The sequence below is a fragment of the Herbiconiux aconitum genome (genome assembly GCF_024979235.1).
Lineage (GTDB): Bacteria > Actinomycetota > Actinomycetes > Actinomycetales > Microbacteriaceae > Herbiconiux > Herbiconiux aconitum.
The window spans coordinates 1,295,147-1,313,504 of the sequence record NZ_JANLCM010000002.1; the positions used below are offsets into that span (position 1 = coordinate 1,295,147).

Consider the following 18,358-nt stretch of genomic DNA (forward strand, 5'->3'; position numbering starts at 1 on the left):
GGGTCAGTTCTCGGCCAAGACGATCACCCGGTCGCCCGGGGCGAAGACGATGCGGGCGGGTTTCGTGGGGTTCACGTGAACGCCGTAGGCACGGGTGGCGTCGTGGGCGTCGGCGGCCACGCGGTAGCCGATCGCGGTCTCACCGCGGAGGAGAGCAGCCTCGGCGACCGTGTAGAAGTCGACCGCGACGCCGGGCTCGATGTAGGTGTCGGCCGGCCGTAGGTAGATCTCGCTGCCCTCGCTCGAGAACAGCGTGGCGAAGACCTCCGCGAGCATCCGGTTCTCGCTCACCTGCGAGAGCATCAGGCTCACGAGCTTCTCGCTCACGATGAAGTCGTCGGCGTTCGTGACCTCGGCGAGTTCGCGGTTGCGGTCGTCGAGCATCTCGCTCACCACGTTGAGGTCGACGTCGTGCCGTTCGGCGATGTCGCGCAGGTGCAGCAGGGTGATGAGGGTGCGGGCATCGGCGCGCTGGGCCGGCAGCGACTCCTTCTCGGCGAGCACGATGATGTGGTCGTAGCGGTAGACCTCCAACGCATCCAGGGCACCGCGGCTGGTCGGGTCGGCGCGCTCCACCCTGACGTCGAGACCGTCGAGGGCGGGCAGCTCGGGGCAGTCGCCGGCCGCGACCACACGCACCGTCGACCCGGGGGCCACGTAGTCGTGCAACTCGCGGAGCATCAACACCAGCCCCGAATTGCAGCCCAGCACGAGCGTGTGCTCGGGGCGCGCAACCGTCGCTCTGGGGGCGACGATGGCGGCACGGTCGGGCGCGACCCGGTCGGCGAGGGCGATGGTGCTGTCGTCTTCGGCGATGACGATGAGCTGGTCGCCGGGAGCGAGCAGCATCGACGCGGGCGGGTTGATGGTGACCGACGGTGCGGCGACCGGCGCGGTCGTGCCCCGAACCGCGACACCGCTCGCGATGCCGATGACGGTGGATGTCGCGAAAGCGGTCTGCACCTCGCCGAAGTTGCGGCCGACGAGCGTCGGCTGTTCGGTGAAGTAGATCTCGTCGCCTCCGAAGTCGAGCAGTTCGGTATAGACGACGCTGAGCCCGCTCTGCCGGCAGGTCTGCACCGTCACCCGGCTGATGAGGTCGCTCGCCAGCACCCAGTGCGTCTCGTCACGACCGACCAGCCGGGCGGCTTCGAGGTTGGCCGGGTCGTCGAGCTCGGCCACGATGTGGAACTCGTCGGCGCCACGATTCGGGTTGTTGGTGAGGGCGAGGGCGGTCTTGATGACGGTGGAATCCGCATCGTCGTCTCCGTCGGAGGCGAGGATGACGATGCTGCGCGCATCGTGCGGACTGCCGAGCTCGAGGTCGTTGAGGTTCATCGGGTCGCCGGATCGGCAGATCACCCGGGTGCGACCGGTCGCTCCCACTTCGGCGCGGATCGCATCCTCCATCTCCACCTTGTCGCGGTCGGCGAGCACCACGATGGCGCTGCGCCCGCGGGACTCGTTGGCGATGGCGAGTTCGCTCACGATCGAGAAGACCTTCGGGCTCCAACCGAGAATCAGGGTGTGCCCCGATTCGAGCACGCGCGAGCGACCCTTGCGGAGCTCGTCGACCTTGCTGTCGAAGGCGCCGGAGATGATGCCGATCAGGCTCGCCACGATGATGAGGCCGCCGACCGTGACCACGAGCATGAGCGCGCGGAAACCCCAGCCGGTGTCGCCGCCCATGGTGCCGGGGTCGAGGGTACGCATGAGGTTGCCCCAGAGCACATCCCAGAAGTCGGCCGTCGGGGCGTCGTCGGGGTAGGCGCGCACGACGTAGACCACGACGGCGAGGATGATCACGAAGACGGCGGTGGCGGCGCCGAGCAGGAGCATCAGGGCGACGGTGCCACGCGACATCCAGTCGTCGAAGCGATAGCGCACGCGTTCGCGCAGGGTGGGCTTCTGCATCGGGGCTCCTTCGGCCGGGCTGCTCGAACCCTATTGCCTGAGAACCTCTCACGTCTCGCCCTCGTTCGGGGGCGCGTGATCAGGCGAGCCGGATGCCGCTCTGCAGCCGCGTTCGCAGTTCGAAGGCCCGGTCGATGCTCGCCCGGTCGGTGGTGCCCACGCCGTTCCGCAGGAGCTGCGGCAGCAGGGAGCGGCGCACCACGACCGCGCCGGCCAGCCGCCCGCGTTCGACCACCCGCATGGGTTCGGCCAGCGAGTCATCCGGAACCACGACGACGAGCCCGGTGAACTTCACACCGAGCGAACGACCGAGCGAGCGAGCACCGCGGCTCAGCTCGCGCAACGGTTCGTCGTCGGGGTGCACGCCGTCGCCGACGATCTCACCCTTGTGGAGCGTGACCTCGCCGCCCCAGTCCTCCGACTGGATCGCGAACAAGCCGGCGGGGCCGAGCACGACGTGGTCGATGGTCTCGGGCACGCCGTCGATGCGGCGACCGGTGAGCACGTTGTTCCAGATGGTGAAGCCGATGCCGAGCGTGCCGACGATGCCGGCGGTCGACTCCTCGGCGATGGCCTTGGCCAGCCATCCACGGATCTCCCGCGGCGCCGACCGCACGAGTGCGGAGTCGTAGGGGTCGGTAATCGTGACACCGCGACCCACCCACTCACGCAGCAGGCTCAGGTATTGCTCGCGCTCCTGGCCGCCCGGATGCCCGTAGCTGCGGGCACGCACCGACGAGCTCTGCGCGCGGCCGGTGCGGAAGCCGCTCTGGAACCCGGCGCCGGGAGTCGAGGCCGATCCGGAGGCGCCGGCGGTGTGCGCCTGGGCACCGTAACCCTCCGGCGCCATCGTGCGTGCGCCCTGGCCGCGGTCGTAGGCGGCGCGGTCTTCGGGGGTGCCGACCCGTTCCCAGGCGTGCTGCACCTGCACGAAGCGGGCGGCGTCTCCCCCGGTGTCGGGATGCGTCTGCCGCAGCAGCCGGCGGTAGGCCCGTCGCAGTTCGTCTTCGCCGATCGAGGGGTCGACCCCCAGCACTTCATACGGGGTACGCGCAGCGGGACTATCGGACACCTGATCACGATATAGCCCGAATCCGCACGTCAGCCCCAGGCCCGCTGTTTCTTCGCCCACAGCGCACCGGCGTACTCTACGCGGAGAGCACCCAGTAGCCCCTACTCCACGCGCAGCACGATCACCGGGCACGGCGCGTGGATCAGCACGTCGTGGCTGACCGAGCCGAGCAGGAAGCGGCTGAGTCCGCGGCGTCCGTGGCTGCCGATCACCAGCAGCGACGCCTCTTTCGACGCCTTGATGAGGGCTGTGGCGGGCGCATCCAGTTCGACCGTCGTCGTGATCTGCACTTCGGGATGGTCGGGGTCGACCTGCGCGAGCGTGTTCTCGACACCGTGTCGTGCGCGCTCTTCGAGGGCGTCGTAGAGTTCGGAGCCGTCGGCGAAGTCGGGCATCGACAGCGGCGGGACTGTCCAGGCGCTGACGACGTGCAACGGCTCGCCGAGGCGTGCGGCTTCAGCGATGGCGGCCTCGAGCACGGGTGTGCACCCATCCGATCCGTCGACGCCGACGACGACACCCGTGCGGTGCACGATCGGCAGATCGGGAATCACGGCCACGGGCACCTTCGCGGCTGCGGCCACCCGGATGCTCACGGCACTGGTGGTGAGGCGCTCGTAGGCGTCTTTGCGGTAGGTGCCGACCACGAGCAGGTCGGCGCCGATCTTCTCGGCCTCCGCGCAGAGCACCGCGGCCGGATTGCCCGAGACGACCCGCGAGGTGACGGTGACGTGCGGCGCCTTCGTGTCGGCGTTGAAAGCGGCGCTGCCGAGCACGACTTCGCCGTGCTGTTCGAGGAGCGGCGCGGCGGTGAAGGCCTCCGAGTCCCACGAGGTGTCGGCGACGTAGATCACGTCGACGTCGTGCTGCGTGGCCTCCGCCCGACGCAACGCCCAGTCGAGGGCCACCTTGCCCGACGGCGATCCGTCGTACCCCACCACGATCGTGCCGGTCATCATGCCTCTTTCCGCGAGTACTGCGTGTGGTGCCTGTGTGCTGTGACGTCTGGCGTCACTGCGGCATCCCGACGCCAGTATGACCGACGACGGATGCCCGCCGCTCAGCCCGTGATGTCGACTCGCGAGATCCGGTCTCCCTCGAGCGCGAACGCCATCGTTCCGCCGCCGTTGTAACCGTTGCCGGTGACCGTGATGGTGACGGCGTAGACCCCGTTGGTCTCGGTGAACCCCTCGACCTCGAAGTGGCTCTGCACGCCCATGTTCTCGTTGTCGTTCCAGGACGAGATGCCGTCGTGGCCGCGGAAGGAGCGACCCCAGTCGTCGAGAACGGCGTCGCTCGAAAAGGCGGCCAGGAAGCGTTCGCGGTCGGATTGGTTGGTGGCGTCGAAGAAATCGGCGATCGCGGGCGGGAGGTTCTCGAGACCGGACATGCTTCCATCCTGACGGTTCCCGCTCGGGCGCACCAGAGACGCTGGGCGTCTCCTCAGGGTCGCGCTGTCGCGTTTGTTCACGAGAGTGTCGGAGCGCATCCGTAGCCTGGACGGATGAGCGAACACGACACCATCACCGCCCGCTTCTCCGTCACCGGCTGGGAGCCGGCCGAGCTGCCCGGCCTCGCCGGCGACGACGCACCGGCCGAGTGGGTGGGCGCGATAACCATGCGCAAGACGTACTCCTCGGGCCTCGTCGGCACGAGCGTCGCCCACTTCGTCTCGTCGGGCGAGGAGGATTCAGGCCGCGGCTACCTCGCCGCCGAGCGCATCACGGGAACGCTCGACGACGGCAGAACCGGATCGGTGACCGTGCACCACGGCGCGCTCCAGCATCCCGACGACCCGTCGGCGTTCGGATACGTCGTGCCGGGCACCGGAACCGGCGACTTCGCGGGCTTCCGCGGCCAGGCGCGCATCCTGCACGACGCCGAGGGTGCCTACTTCGTGATCACCCTCGAGTCCTGATCCTCCTCGCGCCTCGCTCGCGGGCGGGAGTCAGCTGGCGAGCTGGGGGTAGAGGGTGGTGATGGGGGCCGAGAGACCCTGCTTCACCGACGCGCTCAGCTCGTCGGCCAGCACCTCGTATTCGCCAGCCAGGAGCGCCGCGTACGAATCGCGCACCACCACGGCCGGGTCGTTCTTCGGGTCGTCGGAGTGCGCCGCCATCGGGGTGTCGACCCAGCCGACGTGCAGGCCCGTGACGAGCGTGCCCTGCGGCGCGAGCTCGAGGCGCAGCGAGTTCGTGGCCGACCACAGGGCCGCCTTGGCCGCGCTGTACGCGCCGGCGACGCCGATCCAGCTGAGCACCGAGTGCACGTTGAGGAGAGCGCCGCCCCCGTTCGCCGCGAGCACCGGCGCGAAGGCGCGGGCCACGCCGACGGCACCGAAGAAGTTGGTCTCGAACATGGCGCGGAGTTCGGCATCCGTTCCGGTCGCGATTCCACTGCCCGCACCGACGCCCGCGTTGTTCACGACCACCGTCACGTCGGTGGCGGCTGCGGCTGCCGCGGCGATCGATGCCGCGTCGGTGACGTCGAGCTGCAGGGGCACGACGCGCTCGTCATCCCACTCCCGCGGCGTGCGGGCGGTCGCGTAGACCTTCGCGGCGCCGGCCTCGAGTGCCTGACGCACGAACTCGGTGCCCAGACCGCCGTTGGCGCCGGTGACCAGCACGACGGCCGAATCGAACGTGGTGAGTGACATGGATGCTCCTTCTCGGTTGTGAATCCGAACCTAGCATGCTGAGTCCTAACTCCCTACTCAGGGGTAGAATCGACCCCATGACCGCTCTGCTCGGCAAAGATCTGAACTGCTCCATCGCCCGCAGCCTCGAGGTGCTGGGCGAGAAGTGGACGCTGCTGATCGTGCGAGAAGCGTTCCGTGGCCGCACCCGGTTCTCGGAGTTCACCGACTCGCTCGGCATCGCCCGCGACATCCTCGCCACCCGCCTCAGCACGCTCGTCGAGTTCGGCGTGCTCGAACGGCACCCCTACCGTGACGCCGGCGAGCGGGAGCGGGAGGAGTACCTCCTGACGACCGCGGGCCGTGAACTGATGCCCGTCCTGGCCGCCCTCACGGCGTGGGGCGACCGCCATCGGCCGACGGAGCCCGGGCCGACGGTGCTCTACGAAGACGCCGATTCGGGCGCACGCGCCGAACTGCGCTTCACAACGGCCGACGGCCGCATCCTCGAACTCGCGGATGTCGCAGCCCGGCCCGGCCCCGGGCAGATCGACGCCGAGACGCTCACCTCCTGAGCCCCCTGCACTCGTGCCCGTCTCACGGAATACTGGACCTCATCCCGTCGTTGGCATCGGCGACGACAATTGATGCGTATGCATGAAAAGAGCTGCAAGCGGCTCGAGCGAGGGATGAGGAGCACCCCATGACAGACCAGATCGAGCTCGGACTCGACACCTTCGGCGACGTCACGGCCGACGAGAGCGGCACCCCGCTCCCCCACGCCCAGGTGTTGCGCAATCTCGTGGACCAGGGCGTGCTCGCCGACGAGCTCGGCATCGACTTCATCGGCTTCGGCGAGCACCACCGCAACGACTTCGCGGTGACCAGCCCCGAGGTGGTCTTGGCGGCGGTCGCGGCCCGCACCTCGCGCATCCATCTCGGCTCCGCCGTCACCGTGCTCTCCTCTGACGACCCGGTGCGGGTCTTCCAGCGGTTCTCGACCCTCGATGCGCTCTCGAACGGCCGCGCAGAGGTCATCCTGGGTCGCGGTTCGTTCACCGAGTCGTTCCCGCTGTTCGGCTACGAGCTCTCCGACTACGAGGAACTCTTCGAAGAGAAACTCAACCTCTTCGCCGAGGTTCGGAAGCAGGAGCCCGTGACCTGGTCGGGCAACACCCGCGCGGCACTGACCTCGCAGCAGGTGTATCCGCCGGTCGAGAACGGCCTGCTGAAGACCTGGGTGGGCGTCGGCGGCAGCCCCGAGTCGGTGGTGCGCACCGCTCGCTACGGATTCTCGCTGATGCTCGCGATCATCGGCGGCGACCCGGTGCGGTTCGCGCCCTATGTCGACCTCTTCCAGCGGGCGCAGGACCAGTTCGAGACGGGCCGCCAGCCGATCGGCGTGCACTCGCCCGGCCACGTCGCCGACACCGACGAACAGGCCCGCGAAGAGCTGTGGCCGCACTACTCGGCCATGATGAACCGGATCGGCCGCGAACGTGGATGGTCGCCCATGGGGCGCGCCCACTTCGAGCAGGAAGCCGGGCCGCAGGGCTCGCTCTACGTCGGATCGCCCTCGACGGTGGCTGCCAAGATCGCCAACACCGTCAAGACGCTCGGCGTCGACCGCTTCGACCTCAAATACGGCAACGGCGGCCTCTCGCACGAGAAGCTCATGCACAGCATCGAGCTCTACGGCACCCAGGTGGTGCCGCAGGTGCGCGAGCTGCTCGCGTAGGCATCCGCTCGCAGGCGACTCGTCCCGAACGGGGCAGAATTCGGCGATCCTGCCCGGTTCGGGACGAGTGAGCGCGCGCTCAGGCGGCTTCGCGGGCCAGGAGGGAGCGCTTGACGTGGAGGCCCCAGGCGAAGCCGCCCAGGGAGCCGTCGCTGCGGAGCACGCGGTGGCACGGCACGAAGAGGGCGGGGGCATTGCGCGCACACGCGCTCGCCGCCGCGCGCACCGCACTCGGGCGGTCGAGAGCCGCGGCGAACTCCTGGTAGGTCAGGGGCTGCCCGGGTTCGATCTCGCGGAGCTTCTCCCAGCCGAGCATGTGGAACGCGCCGCCCTGCTGCACCACCACGACATCGTCGATCGCGTGGATGTCGCCCTCGTAGTAGGCGCGCACCGCGTCGGCGGCGGCGAGCGCCCCCGGCTCGAGGGACTCGGGTCGGCGGGCGGGTGCGAGGCGGGCCAGCAGAGCCTCCGGATCGGCGGTCCAGCCGGAGGAGAGCACCCGACCCTCCTCGTCGGCGATGATTCCGAACGGACCGTCGGGGGTGTCGACGAACTGGATGATGGCGGTCATGGGGTGGTCTCCTTCGAGAGAGCAGGGGGCGTGGATGCCGGGCGGCGCCGGGCGGGTGGTGGAGCGGCCGGCGGTGCGGGGGCGGCGGTGCGCGGAGGGGGCTCCGGTGTCGGCGCGTCGGCGGGGGCGGGGCCGGGGCCGGGGCGGGCGGGCCGGCGGGCCGTCGCCGCATCGGCGGCCGCACCCCAGAGGTGCAGGCACAGGTAGGAGCGCCAGGGTGCGTAGTCGGCGGCCCATCCGGCCAACTCGCGCGGCGCATCCGGAAACCCGAGCGACCGGGCTCCGGCTCGCACCGCGACATCGCCCGTGAGCAGGATGTCGGGGTTGCCGAGCACGCGCATGGCGAGGTAGCCGGCGGTCCAGTCGCCGATGCCGGGGAGCGCGGTGAGCCGGCGGCGGAGCTCGGCCGCGTCGTCGCCCGACGAGAGTTCGAGCTCGCCGGACACCAGGGCTTCGGCCACGGCGACCACGGTGGCGATCTTGGCCCGTGGTCCGTAGAGCACCGATCCGGCGTGCTCGGCGATTTGCGCCGCAGTCGGGAAGAGCAGAGTGGGCGCGCTCGGGGTGCCGCCGGCGAGTCCGGCACCCGTCGCCGTCGCCGTCTCCGTCGCAGTCTCCGTCGACTCGAAGGGTGAGCCGGCGGCGACGGCGAGGCGGTGCAGCATCGTGCGGGCGGCGGAGACGGTGATCTGCTGACCGATGATGGCGCGGAACAGCATCTCGTGCGCGTCGACCGCGCCCGGCAAGCGGATGCCCGGCACCCGGGCGATGCGCGCGGTGAGCGCTCGGCGCGCGGCATCCAGGCCACCTGCCGCGATTTCGGGAGGAGCTGCGTGAGACGAAGGTCGTATGCGGGTGTCGTGCGACGCTGCTCCTCCCGAATCGACACCCGCGCCCGTGGCAACGGCCGCGAGGGCCGCATCGATCGCCACGGGGTCGGCATCGAGATCGAAGAGTCGACGGATGCGCGCCACGAGCACCGGCAGATCGCCGAGTGCGGTGAGGTGCGCTTCGAGCAGCAGACGCGACCCGCTGTGCCGCACGGTGAACCACGCCGGTCCGCCGGGCAAGGCGAGCGACCGGGTGTACGAGTCGGGGGCTGCGATCTCCACGCCCGGGATCGCCCGGGCCGCGAGCCACGCGAACACCCCGGCCGCGTCGAAGGGCTCGCGATAGGGCAGCGACAGCGCGATCGACCCCGGTGTCGCGACGTTCGCCCGCGACTGCCGGGCCCGGATCTCGGTGGGCGTCAGCTCGAACACCTCGCCGACCGTGTCGTTGAACTGCCGGATGCTCGTGAACCCGGCAGCGAAGGCGATGTCGGCCATCGGGAGATCCGTCGAGGTGAGCAGGGTGCGTGCGGTCTGCGCCCGGTGTGCCCGCGAGAGCGCGAGCGGGCCGGCGCCGAGCTCCTGGCGCAGCACGCGGGTGAGGTGGCGGGAGGAGTAGCCGAGGCGCCGGGACAGACCGTCGACGCCCTCGCGCTCGATCAGCCCGTCGGCGATCAGCCGCATGGCGCGCGCGGCCAGGTCGTCTCGCAGGTTCCAGGCCGGGGTGCCGGGCACGGCTTCGGGCAGGCAGCGTTTGCAGGCGCGGTAGCCCGCCTCGTGGGCCGCCGCGCTCGTCTCGTAGAAGGTGACGTTGACCGCCTTCGGCGTGCGCGCCGGGCAGCTCGGGCGGCAGTAGATGCCGGTCGAGCGCACCGCCGTGATGAACTGACCGTCGAATCGCGGGTCGCGGGAGGCGATGATCCGGTAGCGCTCGTCGAAGTCCATGGGTCGATTCTGACACGGGCCTCCGACGCCTTCTAGCGGGAATCGGACATCGCGGTGCGGTGTCGGTGGCCCGACGTATGGTCAAGACATGCCGACCAATCCCCGCGACATCTGCCGAGCAGCATCCCCGTCTCGCCCGCCTCTTCGCACCCTCCGCGCCCAGTCGATCGTGCCGCCCTACCTGCTCGCGCGCATCGCCGCGGCCGACGCCTTCGGCATGGCCAAGGCGGCCGAAGCGGCGCGCAGGTCGTTGCTGGCCGACCCGCCGTTGCGGGAGGAGCGGGAGCGCGCATCCGATCGCACGCCCGCGACTCCCCCGTCGGCGCTGGCGGTCCCGGGCGCGGCTGCAGCCGTCGATCGCACCGTCTTCGACGCGGGCAACACCGAGACGCTGCCCGGTCGGGTGGTGCGCCGAGAGACGGATGCGCCGGTCGACGATGTGGCGGTGAACGAGGCGTTCGACGGCCTGGGCGCCACCCACGCGCTGCTGCTGGAGGCGTTCGGTCGCGATTCGGTCGACGGCAAGGGCCTGCCGCTCTTGGCCACCGTGCACTACGGCCGCGACTACGACAACGCGTTCTGGGACGGGGAGCGCATGGTGTTCGGCGACGGCGACGGCGAGGTGTTCGGCCGGTTCACGGCGTCGCTCTCGGTGATCGGGCACGAACTGACGCACGGCGTCACGCAATACACGGCGGGCCTGGTCTATGAGGGGCAGTCCGGTGCGTTGAACGAGTCGTTCTCCGATGTGATGGGCGCACTCGTCGAGCAGCATCAGCTCGGCCAGAGGGCGGATGCGGCGAGCTGGCTGATCGGCGAAGGGCTCTTCACCGACGCGGTCGAGGGGCGCGCGCTCCGGTCGATGATCGCGCCGGGCACGGCCTACGACGACGACGTGCTCGGCAAAGACCCGCAACCGGCCGACATGGCGGGGTACATCGACACCCGAGACGACAACGGTGGGGTGCACCTGAATTCGGGCATCCCGAACCGGGCGTTCGCGCTCGCGGCCACCGAGCTCGGTGGGTTCGCGTGGGAGGGTGTGGGGCAGGTCTGGTACGACACCGTGGTGGGGGTCACGGAGCCTCTCGACCCTCGCGCGACGTTCGCGCAGTTCGCTGACGCGACGGTGGGCGCCGCGCGGGCGCGCTTCGGCGCGGAGTCGGCGGAACTCTCGGCGATCGAGCGGGCATGGCGTACCGTGGGCGTGAGGAGCGATGACACCCCAGGATGACGACACGACCCCCCGTTCACCAGCGGCTGGGGCCTCGGATGCGGGCGGCGACGGCGCCGGCCCGGCGGAGGACGCCGGCGGGCACGAACTGCGCATCACGGTCGCACGCTCGGGCGGGATCGCGGGCATCGGACCGACCTGGTCGGTGACCGCGTCGGAGGAGGCGGATGTCGACTCCTGGCTGTCGCTCGTCGAGTCATGCCCCTGGGACCCACCGGAGACCGCTGAAGCAGGCGCTGCCGGTGACGGACGCCCGATCGGCGGCGGTGCCGATCGCTTCGTCTACACGATCCGCGTCTTCCTCCCCACCGCGGAAGAGCGCGACGCCCGAGTCCCGGAGCAGCGCCTCGACGGGCCCTGGCGAAACCTCGTCGATCGGGTGAAGGATGCGTCCCCCCGGACCGGAGGCGGGCCGCGCTGAGCGGGCACAGTGTAGATCGCTCGGTCGAGCTGTCCGCCGGCACCCGTCGCGTGCCACCTACCGACGCCTGAGCAGGTCGCGGGGGGCTCCGAGCGAGCCACTCCTCGGGCCACGGCAGAATGGGAGGATGAGCTCCGCAGCCGGCCCCGACCGCACCTCGGCCGCACCCGGTTCCGGCGCGGTGCTCGAGTTCCGCGACGTGCGCTTCGTGCGTCGCGGGCGGGTGATCCTCGACGCCATCGACTTCGCGGTGCGCCCCGGCGAGCACTGGGCCCTGATCGGCCCGAACGGTGCGGGAAAGAGCACGATGCTGAGCCTTGGCGGCGCCCTGCAGCATCCGACGTCCGGCGAGGTCTTCGTGCTCGGCCACCGCATCGGGCGGGTCGAGTTGCAGCAGCTTCGGCGATCCATCGGGCACGTGAACCCGCGGCATCCGTTGACCTCGGCACTCACCATCCGCGAGGTTGTACTCACCGGCATCACGGGCACCATTGAACTCGTGCCTCGCTGGGAGCCGACTCCCGCCGAGTTCGCGCGGGCGAACGACTACGTGCACCTGCTCGGCCTCGACGGCAAGGCGGAGGAGGCGTGGACGACGCTGTCCCAGGGCGAACGCGGCCGCACCCTGATCGCGCGGGCCCTGATGACCGACCCCGAGCTGCTGCTGCTCGACGAACCCTCGACCGGCCTCGACGTCGCCGCTCGTGAGCAGTTGCTCGACACCGTCGACCGCGTGCGCATCGCCCACCCCGCTCTCGCCTCCGTGCTCGTGACGCACCACCTCGAGGAACTCCCGCGCAGCACCACGCACGCGATGCTGCTCGCCGACGGACGCATCACCTCGATCGGACGGGCGACGGATGTGCTCACCACCGCGAACATCACCGCCTGCTTCGCGCATCCGATCGAGATCGAACACCGCCACGGCCGCTGGCACGCACGCTCGACCGCGCACGCGGCGCCGTCGAGCTCCCCCTGAGCCGCCCGCGTTGACGGATCGAGTGGGCACGATTCGTGCCTGAACTCCCGCGTAGGGAACGAATCGTGCCCACTCGATGCGGGATCGCCGGTCAGGCGTAGTCGGTGCGGATGCGCGCCACGTAGTGCCGCTGCGGCCAACGCCGCAGGGCGCGGGGCAGCACCCGGTAGACGGGGGTGCCGACGCGCACGAGGCGCGCGAACTTCCGCTGCCGCCTGGACGACCAGGCGAAGCGGTACTCCCGCCGCACCGACTCGGGAAGCAACGCCACAGTCACGAGCCGCGCCACCGGCATCACGGTGCGGATCGGCAGGGGCGCCTTCTCGGCCCGCAGCAGCGCATCCGCCACCCCGCGGATCGTGTCGTCGACGCGCAGTGTCGCCACGGTCTCGTTCCAATAGGCGCGGAACGTCGCGCGATCCGCCGGCCACAACTCCTCGGGCATCTGGAGAGTGGTGCCGAGTCGGGCGTATTCGCGATAGACGTGATCGGCCGACGCGTCGTCGAGCGGGCCGTACACGGTCTGGTACACGGTGAGCGCCGTGTCGTAGAGCGTCGCGGCCACCCAGAGCTGCAGCTGCGGGTCGTAGGCGTCGTACGCCGGGTCGGTCGGATGCGCGGCGCCGGGTGCGGGCACCCCGGCGAGCGCGTCTTCGTGCGTGTCATGGGGCGGCTCGGTCAGCTGGGTTTCGCCAGTGGTGTTCATTTCGGGAGGAGGAGCACTAGACGAGGCCCCCACAGGCCGGTCGTGCGCGTCTGCTCCTCCCGAAACGGAGGCCGAACCGTTCTGCGACGGACGCGGCGGGTTGCGCACCCCCGCGTGCGCCCGGTTCACGGCGCGGCGCATGAGGCGCACGTCGTCGTCCGACCCCGTGGCGAGCGCGTAGATGTAGCTGAGGGTGGCGTTGAGTCGATCCATCGGGCGGTTCGCGAAGTCGCTGTGGCGGGCGACGCCGTACCCGATCGCGGGGTAGGCGATCTGCAGCAGGATGGCACGCCCGGCGCCGGCGAGCAACACGCTCTCGGGGGCGATGTCGGCGAGCGTCAGCATGCTGCGACGGTAGCATCGCGAGCTCGGAGCACGACGATAGCCTGAGGACATGGAGCGCGATCCCGAGCATCCCGACCTTGAGGGCACCGCCGCGCCACGCACCGCCCCCACCCCCGACTGGGCCTCCCCCGTCTGGGACGTGCTCGTCGTGGGCGCCGGCCCCGCCGGCTCCTCGGCCGCTCGCACCGCCGCCGAGGCGGGCGCGTCGGTGCTGCTCCTCGACCGGTCGCCGTTTCCCCGCTACAAGACCTGCGGGGGCGGGTTGCTCGGCGAGTCGCTTCGGTTGATCCCCGAGCGGGCGCGCGCGACCATCGAATCGCGGGTCGCGGACACGCGATTCACGTCGCGCTTCGGCCGCCCGTTCCGGCTGCGCCGGGCCGATCCCTACCTCGCCATGGTGCAGCGAATCGAGTTCGACCAGGCCCTCGTGGAGGCCGCTCAGGATGCCGGTGCCCGCTTCGTCGACGGAGTCGCGGTGCGCGAGATCACACAGCCGGGCGACGACAGCCCACTCGTCGGGGCCACAACGCCGGAAGAGTCCGTCGATCCCGCCGACGACGCTGCGATCGTGAGCGGATCGGATGCGGTCCCCCGCGAGCCCGACGACGCATCCGACCCCCTGATCACCGTGCGCACCACCGCCGGCACCGTGCGGGCGCGCGTCGTGATCGGCGCCGACGGTACGGGCGGTCGCGTGGGCCGCTACGTGGGCGTCACGCCCGGTGGCATCGACCTCGGCCTCGAAGACGAGATCGCGATGCCCGCCGACGACACCCGCTGGCGCGACACCGTCTACCTCGACTGGGGTGGCGCATCCGGAAGTTACGCCTGGGTCTTTCCGAAGGGCGAGTCGCTGACGGTGGGGGTGATCCAGCGGAAGGGCGCTCCGGATGCGACGCGCGACTACCTCGCCGCCTGGCGCGCGCACCTGGGGCTGGCCGGCGCCCGGACGCTGCACTCCTCGGGACACCTCACGCAGTGGCGCACCGACTCCTCCCCGCTCCGTCGTGGCCGCGTGCTGGTGGCGGGCGATGCGGCCGGCCTGCTCGAGCCGTGGACGCGCGAGGGCATCTCGTTCGCCCTCCGATCGGGGGCGTGGGCCGGGGCGGCAGCAGCTGGAGCTAAAAGAGCAGCAGCCTCGACGCCTCAAGCGGCCGGAGACCCTGCCGAGAGGGCCACACCACCGCACCCACCCGCCGAGCCGCACACATCCGCCACCCCGCGCGCAACCACCTCCCCGCGCGCACCCGACGACGCCCTCGCTGCCTACGAAGCGCGCGTGCTCGCGGAGCTCGGCGCCGAGCAGCGTGCCGGCGCTGCCATCCTCGCCACGTTCGAGCGGCACCGCGGCCTCGTCCACACTCTTCTCCGCACCCCGTGGGGCGCGCGCTACTTCGTGCGCTTCTGCCGCGGCGAGACCTCACTAGCCCGCTTCGCCCGCCACCGCTGGGCGATGCGCCTCGTGCGCTCCCTGGACTGACCCCCGCCCAAGCGATGCGCCGCTCATCCGCGGACATTGGCGCTAGCCCAGTCCCGGAATTCGCGAAAGCCCGCGGATCAACGCCGCGCGTGCGTTGCGGACGCCTCGCCCCGGCTGGCCTCGCCGCGCCCAGCGAACGCCGCGCCGCGCCTCGCCCAGCCAAGGCCACGCCTCGCCCAGCCACGCCACGCCTCGCCTCGCGAACCCCAGACCACAGAGCAAACCCTCAGACCGCCGGGCGAACCCCGCAGGCCGCCGGGCGAGCTCGCCTCAGCGCCGCACGATCGCGACGAACGGCTCCCGCCGGCGCAGGCTCAGACGCAGCCAGAGGCCCGAGCGCCGCGCGATCAGCACCCCGATCACGATCGCCGCCACCGCCGGCACCGCCCCCGACAGCACCATCCCGACGTGCGCGCCGAAGTGCTCCACCACCCACCCCATCGCCGGTCCGCCGATCGACTGCCCGCCGAGCAGCACGAGCACGTAGAGCGACATCACCCGCCCGCGAATAGCCGTGTTCGACGACATCTGCACGAGCGCGTTCGCGCAGGTGATGAACATCAGCCAGCCGAACCCGACCAGCACCAGGGCCGCACCGAACAGGTATTCGGTGGGCATCCATCCGCTCGCCGCCTGCAGCACGCCGTACACCCCCGCCAGCCCGATCACCGTGCGCAACCGCACCACCCGCCGGCGGGTCGAGAGCAGCGCACCGGTCAGGGCGCCGACCGCGACGAGGGTGTTGAACAACCCGTATCCGCCCGGCCCCGCGTTGAAGACCTCGCTGGCGTAGGCGGCGAGGATGACGGGCATGTTCTGCGAGAACACGGCCAGTACGGCGATCATCACGATGGTCCAGAGGATGGCGGGCTTGCTGCGCACATAGCGCACACCCTCGATCAGCTGCCCCTTCGCCCGCGGCGCCACCGGAGCCGGGAAGAGCTCGCTGACCCGCAGCCGACTGAGCGCGAACACGACGAGCGCGCAGGCCACCGCGTTGATGCCGAACGACCAGCCGGCCCCCACCGCGACGAGCAAAGCCCCGCTCACGGCCGGCCCGATCAGGCCGCCGAGCTGGAACATCGAGGAGTTGAGGCTGATCGCGTTCCGCAGATACCGCGGCCCCACCAGCTCGTTCGTGAAGACCTGCCGTGCCGGGTTGTCGATCACGGTCACGAGCCCCAGCACGACGGCCACCACGTAGATGTGCCACACCTGCACCGTGCCGGTGAGGGTCAGGATGGCCAGGGTGAGACTGGTGAAAACGGCGGCGGTCTGCGTGATCATGAGCAGCACCCGCTTCGAATAGCGGTCGACGATCACCCCGCCCACCAGCCCGAACACGAGCATCGGCGCGAACTGCAGTGCGACGGTGATTCCCACGGCCGCGACGCTTCCCGAGAGCTCCAGCACGAGCCAGTCCTGGGCGATGCGCTGCATCCACACCGCTGTCATCGCGACGAGGTTCGTCAGGGCGAAGATGCGGTAGTTGCGCACCGAGAGGGAGACGAGGGTGTGTCGCCACGGAGGCGGGGAACTCTGGACGGTGATCGGTTCGGTCTTCGGATATTCGTTGAGAGTCGCTGTCACATCAGTTCCTGGTAGATAGTTCGCCTTCTACAACGGTAGGGGTGCCGGCAGCATTCCGAGACTAAATTGGAGCTATAAGTCCTATTGGTTTTTCGAATGATGAACGGATGCGCCGTGTTCGATCCCGCTCTCCTCCGCACCTTCCTGGCCGTGGCCGAGACGCACAGCTTCACGAAAGCGGCGGCCCAGCTCGGCCTCAGTCAGCCGACCGTCAGCCAGCAGGTGCGCAAGCTCGAGGCCGCGTCGGGCCGCCTGCTCATCGCGCGCGACACCCGGGTGGTGACCCTCACCGACAACGGCGATGCCATGGCGGGGTTCGCGCGCACCATCCTCGCGGCGCACGCGTCAGCATCCAGCTACTTCTCCGGGTCGGCGATGCGCGGGCGTCTGCGATTCGGCGCCGCCGACGACCTCGCCATCACGCAACTGCCGCGCATTCTGCGCCACTTCCGGCAGCTCTACCCGCAGATCAATCTCGAACTCACCGTGAACCAGAGCCTGCCGCTCTACCGACAGCTGAAGGCGGGGCGGCTCGATCTCATCTTCATCAAGCAGATCCCGGATGCGCCCGACGGCGCCATCCCGGAGCTCGGCCGGGTGGTGCGGCGCGACACGATGGTGTGGATCGCCGAGGAGAAGACCATCATCGAGCCGGGCGAACCGGTGCCGATGATCGCCTATCAGGCGCCGAGCATCAGCCGGCAGCTCGCCATCGACGCGCTCGAAGCCGCGGGCCGCACCTGGCGCATCACCTGCAACACGCGCGAGGTGAACGGCGTGCTGGCGGCGGTGCGGGCGGGGATCGGGGTGGCGGCTTTTCCACACACGCTCATCCCCGACGACCTGGTGAAGGTGAGCAACAAGTTCGACCTGCCCGATCTCGGCGACGTCGACTTCACGCTGCTCTCGAACCCCGCAGCCCCCGCCGAGCCCGTCGAGGCGCTCTCCTCCGCCATCCTCGGCCGCGCGCTCTCCCGCACGGGCGCCTGACCCTCCCGACGTCGCGCGAAGTCGCCTCCCCCTCGCGAAGTCGCGCTAAGTCGGCTCTGGGGACGCTCGAAGGGCGACTTAGAGCGACTTCGCGAGCGGGGATGCACGAGGGATGCGGCGAGCGCAGCGGAGGGTCAGCGCTGGAGCCAGGCGAGCACTGCGAGCACGCGGCGGTGGTCGGTGCCGGTGTCGTCGAGAGCCAGCTTCTGGAAGATCGATGTCACGTTCTTCTCCACGGCACCCACGCCGATCACGAGGCGCGCTGCGATGGCCGCGTTCGTGCGGCCCTCGGCCATCAGGGCGAGCACCTCGTGCTCACGCGGGGTGAGCGTCTCGAGCGGATCGTGCCGCCGCCCGAGCAGCTGCCCCACCACCTCGGGGTCGAGCACGGTGCCGCCCGCGGCGATGCGGCGCACGGCGTCGTCGAGTTCGGTGAGCGACGCCACGCGGTCTTTGAGCAGGTAGCCGATGCCGCCGGCTCCGGATGCGAGCAGTTCCTGCGCGTAGGTCACCTCGACGTACTGCGAGAGCAGCAGGATGCCCACTCCCGGCCGGAGCTCGCGGGCCCGGATCGCCGCGCGCACACCTTCATCGCGGAACGTCGGCGGCATCCGCACGTCGAACACGGCGAGATCGGGTGCGGTGTCGGCGAGGGTGTCGAGCAGCGAGTCGCCGTCGCCGTAGGCGCCGACCACGTCGACCCCGGTCTCGGCCAGCACCCGCACGAGCCCTTCGCGCAGCAGCACCGAGTCATCGGCGACGACGACCCGCAGTGCGCGCTCGTCGCTCGCCTCCGAAACACTCACCCGCCCAGCCTAGAGCGCCGGGCGTCTCACCCCTCGGGTCCCGCATCGCCGCGCACGTGACGAACGGATGGAGGTGGTGCCGGATTCGACACCGCCCTCCAT

At 70.5% G+C, this 18,358-nt stretch carries 18 protein-coding genes; 8 read left to right on the forward strand and 10 right to left on the reverse strand.

All coding sequences use genetic code 11. From position 1 onward, the window contains the following. Positions 1-3 precede the first annotated feature (3 nt). The 4 genes from N1027_RS17505 to N1027_RS17520 all read right to left on the reverse strand — a co-directional run bounded on the left by N1027_RS17505 (position 4) and on the right by N1027_RS17520 (position 4,376). Positions 4-1,914 carry a CASTOR/POLLUX-related putative ion channel gene (locus tag N1027_RS17505; RefSeq protein WP_259509561.1) on the reverse strand — a complete coding sequence of 637 codons (1,911 nt, stop codon included), beginning with the start codon at positions 1,912-1,914 and terminating at the stop codon, positions 4-6. A 79-nt stretch (positions 1,915-1,993) separates the two neighbouring features. Next, positions 1,994-2,986, reverse strand: a complete 993-nt coding sequence (locus tag N1027_RS17510) for a DnaJ domain-containing protein (protein ID WP_259509563.1) — start codon at positions 2,984-2,986, stop codon at positions 1,994-1,996. Between the two features lie 101 nt (positions 2,987-3,087). After that, entirely contained in the window at positions 3,088-3,942 is an 855-nt protein-coding gene (locus N1027_RS17515) for a universal stress protein (RefSeq protein ID WP_259509566.1), read from the reverse strand. A gap of 104 nt (positions 3,943-4,046) precedes the next feature. Continuing rightward, positions 4,047-4,376, reverse strand: a complete 330-nt coding sequence (locus N1027_RS17520) for a nuclear transport factor 2 family protein (RefSeq protein WP_259509567.1) — start codon at positions 4,374-4,376, stop codon at positions 4,047-4,049. Positions 4,377-4,490: 114 nt separating this feature from the next. Here N1027_RS17520 and N1027_RS17525 point away from each other — a divergent pair, with 114 nt between their 5' ends. Then, entirely contained in the window at positions 4,491-4,904 is a 414-nt protein-coding gene (locus N1027_RS17525) for a DUF3224 domain-containing protein (protein ID WP_259509570.1), read from the forward strand. Between the two features lie 30 nt (positions 4,905-4,934). Here the strand turns inward: N1027_RS17525 and N1027_RS17530 are convergent, their stop codons facing one another. Next, a complete protein-coding gene (locus N1027_RS17530; RefSeq protein WP_259509572.1) occupies positions 4,935-5,642 on the reverse strand; it encodes an SDR family oxidoreductase in 708 nt (235 codons plus the stop codon). A gap of 77 nt (positions 5,643-5,719) precedes the next feature. Between N1027_RS17530 and N1027_RS17535 the strand changes: the two genes are divergently transcribed. Together N1027_RS17535 and N1027_RS17540 are read left to right on the forward strand one after the other, a co-directional pair. Beyond that, positions 5,720-6,196 (forward strand): winged helix-turn-helix transcriptional regulator, encoded by a 477-nt coding sequence (locus tag N1027_RS17535; RefSeq protein WP_259509574.1) that lies wholly within the window; start codon positions 5,720-5,722, stop codon positions 6,194-6,196. A 128-nt stretch (positions 6,197-6,324) separates the two neighbouring features. Next, positions 6,325-7,359 carry an LLM class flavin-dependent oxidoreductase gene (locus tag N1027_RS17540; protein WP_259509576.1) on the forward strand — a complete coding sequence of 345 codons (1,035 nt, stop codon included), beginning with the start codon at positions 6,325-6,327 and terminating at the stop codon, positions 7,357-7,359. A 79-nt stretch (positions 7,360-7,438) separates the two neighbouring features. On the opposite strand, the gene N1027_RS17545 is transcribed toward N1027_RS17540, so the two are convergent. Together N1027_RS17545 and N1027_RS17550 are read right to left on the reverse strand one after the other, a co-directional pair. After that, the gene (locus tag N1027_RS17545) at positions 7,439-7,930 is read right to left on the reverse strand and encodes a methylated-DNA--[protein]-cysteine S-methyltransferase (RefSeq protein WP_259509578.1); all 492 of its coding nucleotides are present in this window, start codon (positions 7,928-7,930) and stop codon (positions 7,439-7,441) included. Then, on the reverse strand, positions 7,927-9,705 hold the full coding sequence (locus tag N1027_RS17550) for a DNA-3-methyladenine glycosylase 2 family protein (RefSeq protein ID WP_259509580.1): 1,779 nt from the start codon (positions 9,703-9,705) through the stop codon (positions 7,927-7,929). The genes N1027_RS17545 and N1027_RS17550 overlap by 4 nt, the downstream gene beginning before the upstream one ends. Before the next feature lie 88 nt (positions 9,706-9,793). Here N1027_RS17550 and N1027_RS17555 point away from each other — a divergent pair, with 88 nt between their 5' ends. From N1027_RS17555 to N1027_RS17565, 3 genes are all read left to right on the forward strand, one after another. Beyond that, positions 9,794-10,939, forward strand: a complete 1,146-nt coding sequence (locus tag N1027_RS17555; protein ID WP_443669358.1) for a M4 family metallopeptidase — start codon at positions 9,794-9,796, stop codon at positions 10,937-10,939. Then, entirely contained in the window at positions 10,923-11,360 is a 438-nt protein-coding gene (locus N1027_RS17560; RefSeq protein ID WP_259509582.1) for a protealysin inhibitor emfourin, read from the forward strand. The genes N1027_RS17555 and N1027_RS17560 overlap by 17 nt, the downstream gene beginning before the upstream one ends. Before the next feature lie 127 nt (positions 11,361-11,487). Beyond that, a complete protein-coding gene (locus N1027_RS17565; protein ID WP_259509585.1) occupies positions 11,488-12,339 on the forward strand; it encodes an ABC transporter ATP-binding protein in 852 nt (283 codons plus the stop codon). 91 nt (positions 12,340-12,430) lie between these two features. Here the strand turns inward: N1027_RS17565 and N1027_RS17570 are convergent, their stop codons facing one another. Next, complete coding sequence (locus tag N1027_RS17570) at positions 12,431-13,390, reverse strand: oxygenase MpaB family protein (protein WP_259509587.1); 960 nt, start codon at positions 13,388-13,390, stop codon at positions 12,431-12,433. Positions 13,391-13,439: 49 nt separating this feature from the next. Here N1027_RS17570 and N1027_RS17575 point away from each other — a divergent pair, with 49 nt between their 5' ends. Then, positions 13,440-14,870, forward strand: coding sequence for a geranylgeranyl reductase family protein (locus tag N1027_RS17575; RefSeq protein WP_259509589.1), 1,431 nt, complete (start codon positions 13,440-13,442; stop codon positions 14,868-14,870). A 270-nt stretch (positions 14,871-15,140) separates the two neighbouring features. Here N1027_RS17575 and N1027_RS17580 read toward each other — a convergent pair whose 3' ends face one another. Further along, positions 15,141-16,460 (reverse strand): MFS transporter, encoded by a 1,320-nt coding sequence (locus N1027_RS17580; RefSeq protein WP_259509591.1) that lies wholly within the window; start codon positions 16,458-16,460, stop codon positions 15,141-15,143. A gap of 114 nt (positions 16,461-16,574) precedes the next feature. On the opposite strand from N1027_RS17580, the gene N1027_RS17585 reads away from it, so the two are divergent. After that, positions 16,575-17,450: a LysR substrate-binding domain-containing protein gene (locus N1027_RS17585; protein ID WP_259509593.1), complete on the forward strand. Its 876-nt coding sequence runs from the start codon at positions 16,575-16,577 to the stop codon at positions 17,448-17,450. A gap of 134 nt (positions 17,451-17,584) precedes the next feature. Here the strand turns inward: N1027_RS17585 and N1027_RS17590 are convergent, their stop codons facing one another. Further along, positions 17,585-18,256: a response regulator transcription factor gene (locus N1027_RS17590; protein ID WP_259509595.1), complete on the reverse strand. Its 672-nt coding sequence runs from the start codon at positions 18,254-18,256 to the stop codon at positions 17,585-17,587. Positions 18,257-18,358: the final 102 nt, after the last annotated feature.

Bases quoted from the DNA above. Each gene is read 5' to 3' on its own strand.
- N1027_RS17505 (WP_259509561.1), bottom strand. From the start codon at position 1,914: ATGCAGAAGCCCACCCTGCGCGAACGCGTGCGCTATCGCTTCGACGAC.
- N1027_RS17515 (WP_259509566.1), bottom strand. From the start codon at position 3,942: ATGACCGGCACGATCGTGGTGGGGTACGACGGATCGCCGTCGGGCAAG.
- N1027_RS17520 (WP_259509567.1), bottom strand. From the start codon at position 4,376: ATGTCCGGTCTCGAGAACCTCCCGCCCGCGATCGCCGATTTCTTCGAC.
- N1027_RS17525 (WP_259509570.1), top strand. From the start codon at position 4,491: ATGAGCGAACACGACACCATCACCGCCCGCTTCTCCGTCACCGGCTGG.
- N1027_RS17530 (WP_259509572.1), bottom strand. From the start codon at position 5,642: ATGTCACTCACCACGTTCGATTCGGCCGTCGTGCTGGTCACCGGCGCC.
- N1027_RS17535 (WP_259509574.1), top strand. From the start codon at position 5,720: ATGACCGCTCTGCTCGGCAAAGATCTGAACTGCTCCATCGCCCGCAGC.
- N1027_RS17540 (WP_259509576.1), top strand. From the start codon at position 6,325: ATGACAGACCAGATCGAGCTCGGACTCGACACCTTCGGCGACGTCACG.
- N1027_RS17545 (WP_259509578.1), bottom strand. From the start codon at position 7,930: ATGACCGCCATCATCCAGTTCGTCGACACCCCCGACGGTCCGTTCGGA.
- N1027_RS17550 (WP_259509580.1), bottom strand. From the start codon at position 9,705: ATGGACTTCGACGAGCGCTACCGGATCATCGCCTCCCGCGACCCGCGA.
- N1027_RS17555 (WP_443669358.1), top strand. From the start codon at position 9,794: ATGCCGACCAATCCCCGCGACATCTGCCGAGCAGCATCCCCGTCTCGC.
- N1027_RS17560 (WP_259509582.1), top strand. From the start codon at position 10,923: ATGACACCCCAGGATGACGACACGACCCCCCGTTCACCAGCGGCTGGG.
- N1027_RS17565 (WP_259509585.1), top strand. From the start codon at position 11,488: ATGAGCTCCGCAGCCGGCCCCGACCGCACCTCGGCCGCACCCGGTTCC.
- N1027_RS17570 (WP_259509587.1), bottom strand. From the start codon at position 13,390: ATGCTGACGCTCGCCGACATCGCCCCCGAGAGCGTGTTGCTCGCCGGC.
- N1027_RS17575 (WP_259509589.1), top strand. From the start codon at position 13,440: ATGGAGCGCGATCCCGAGCATCCCGACCTTGAGGGCACCGCCGCGCCA.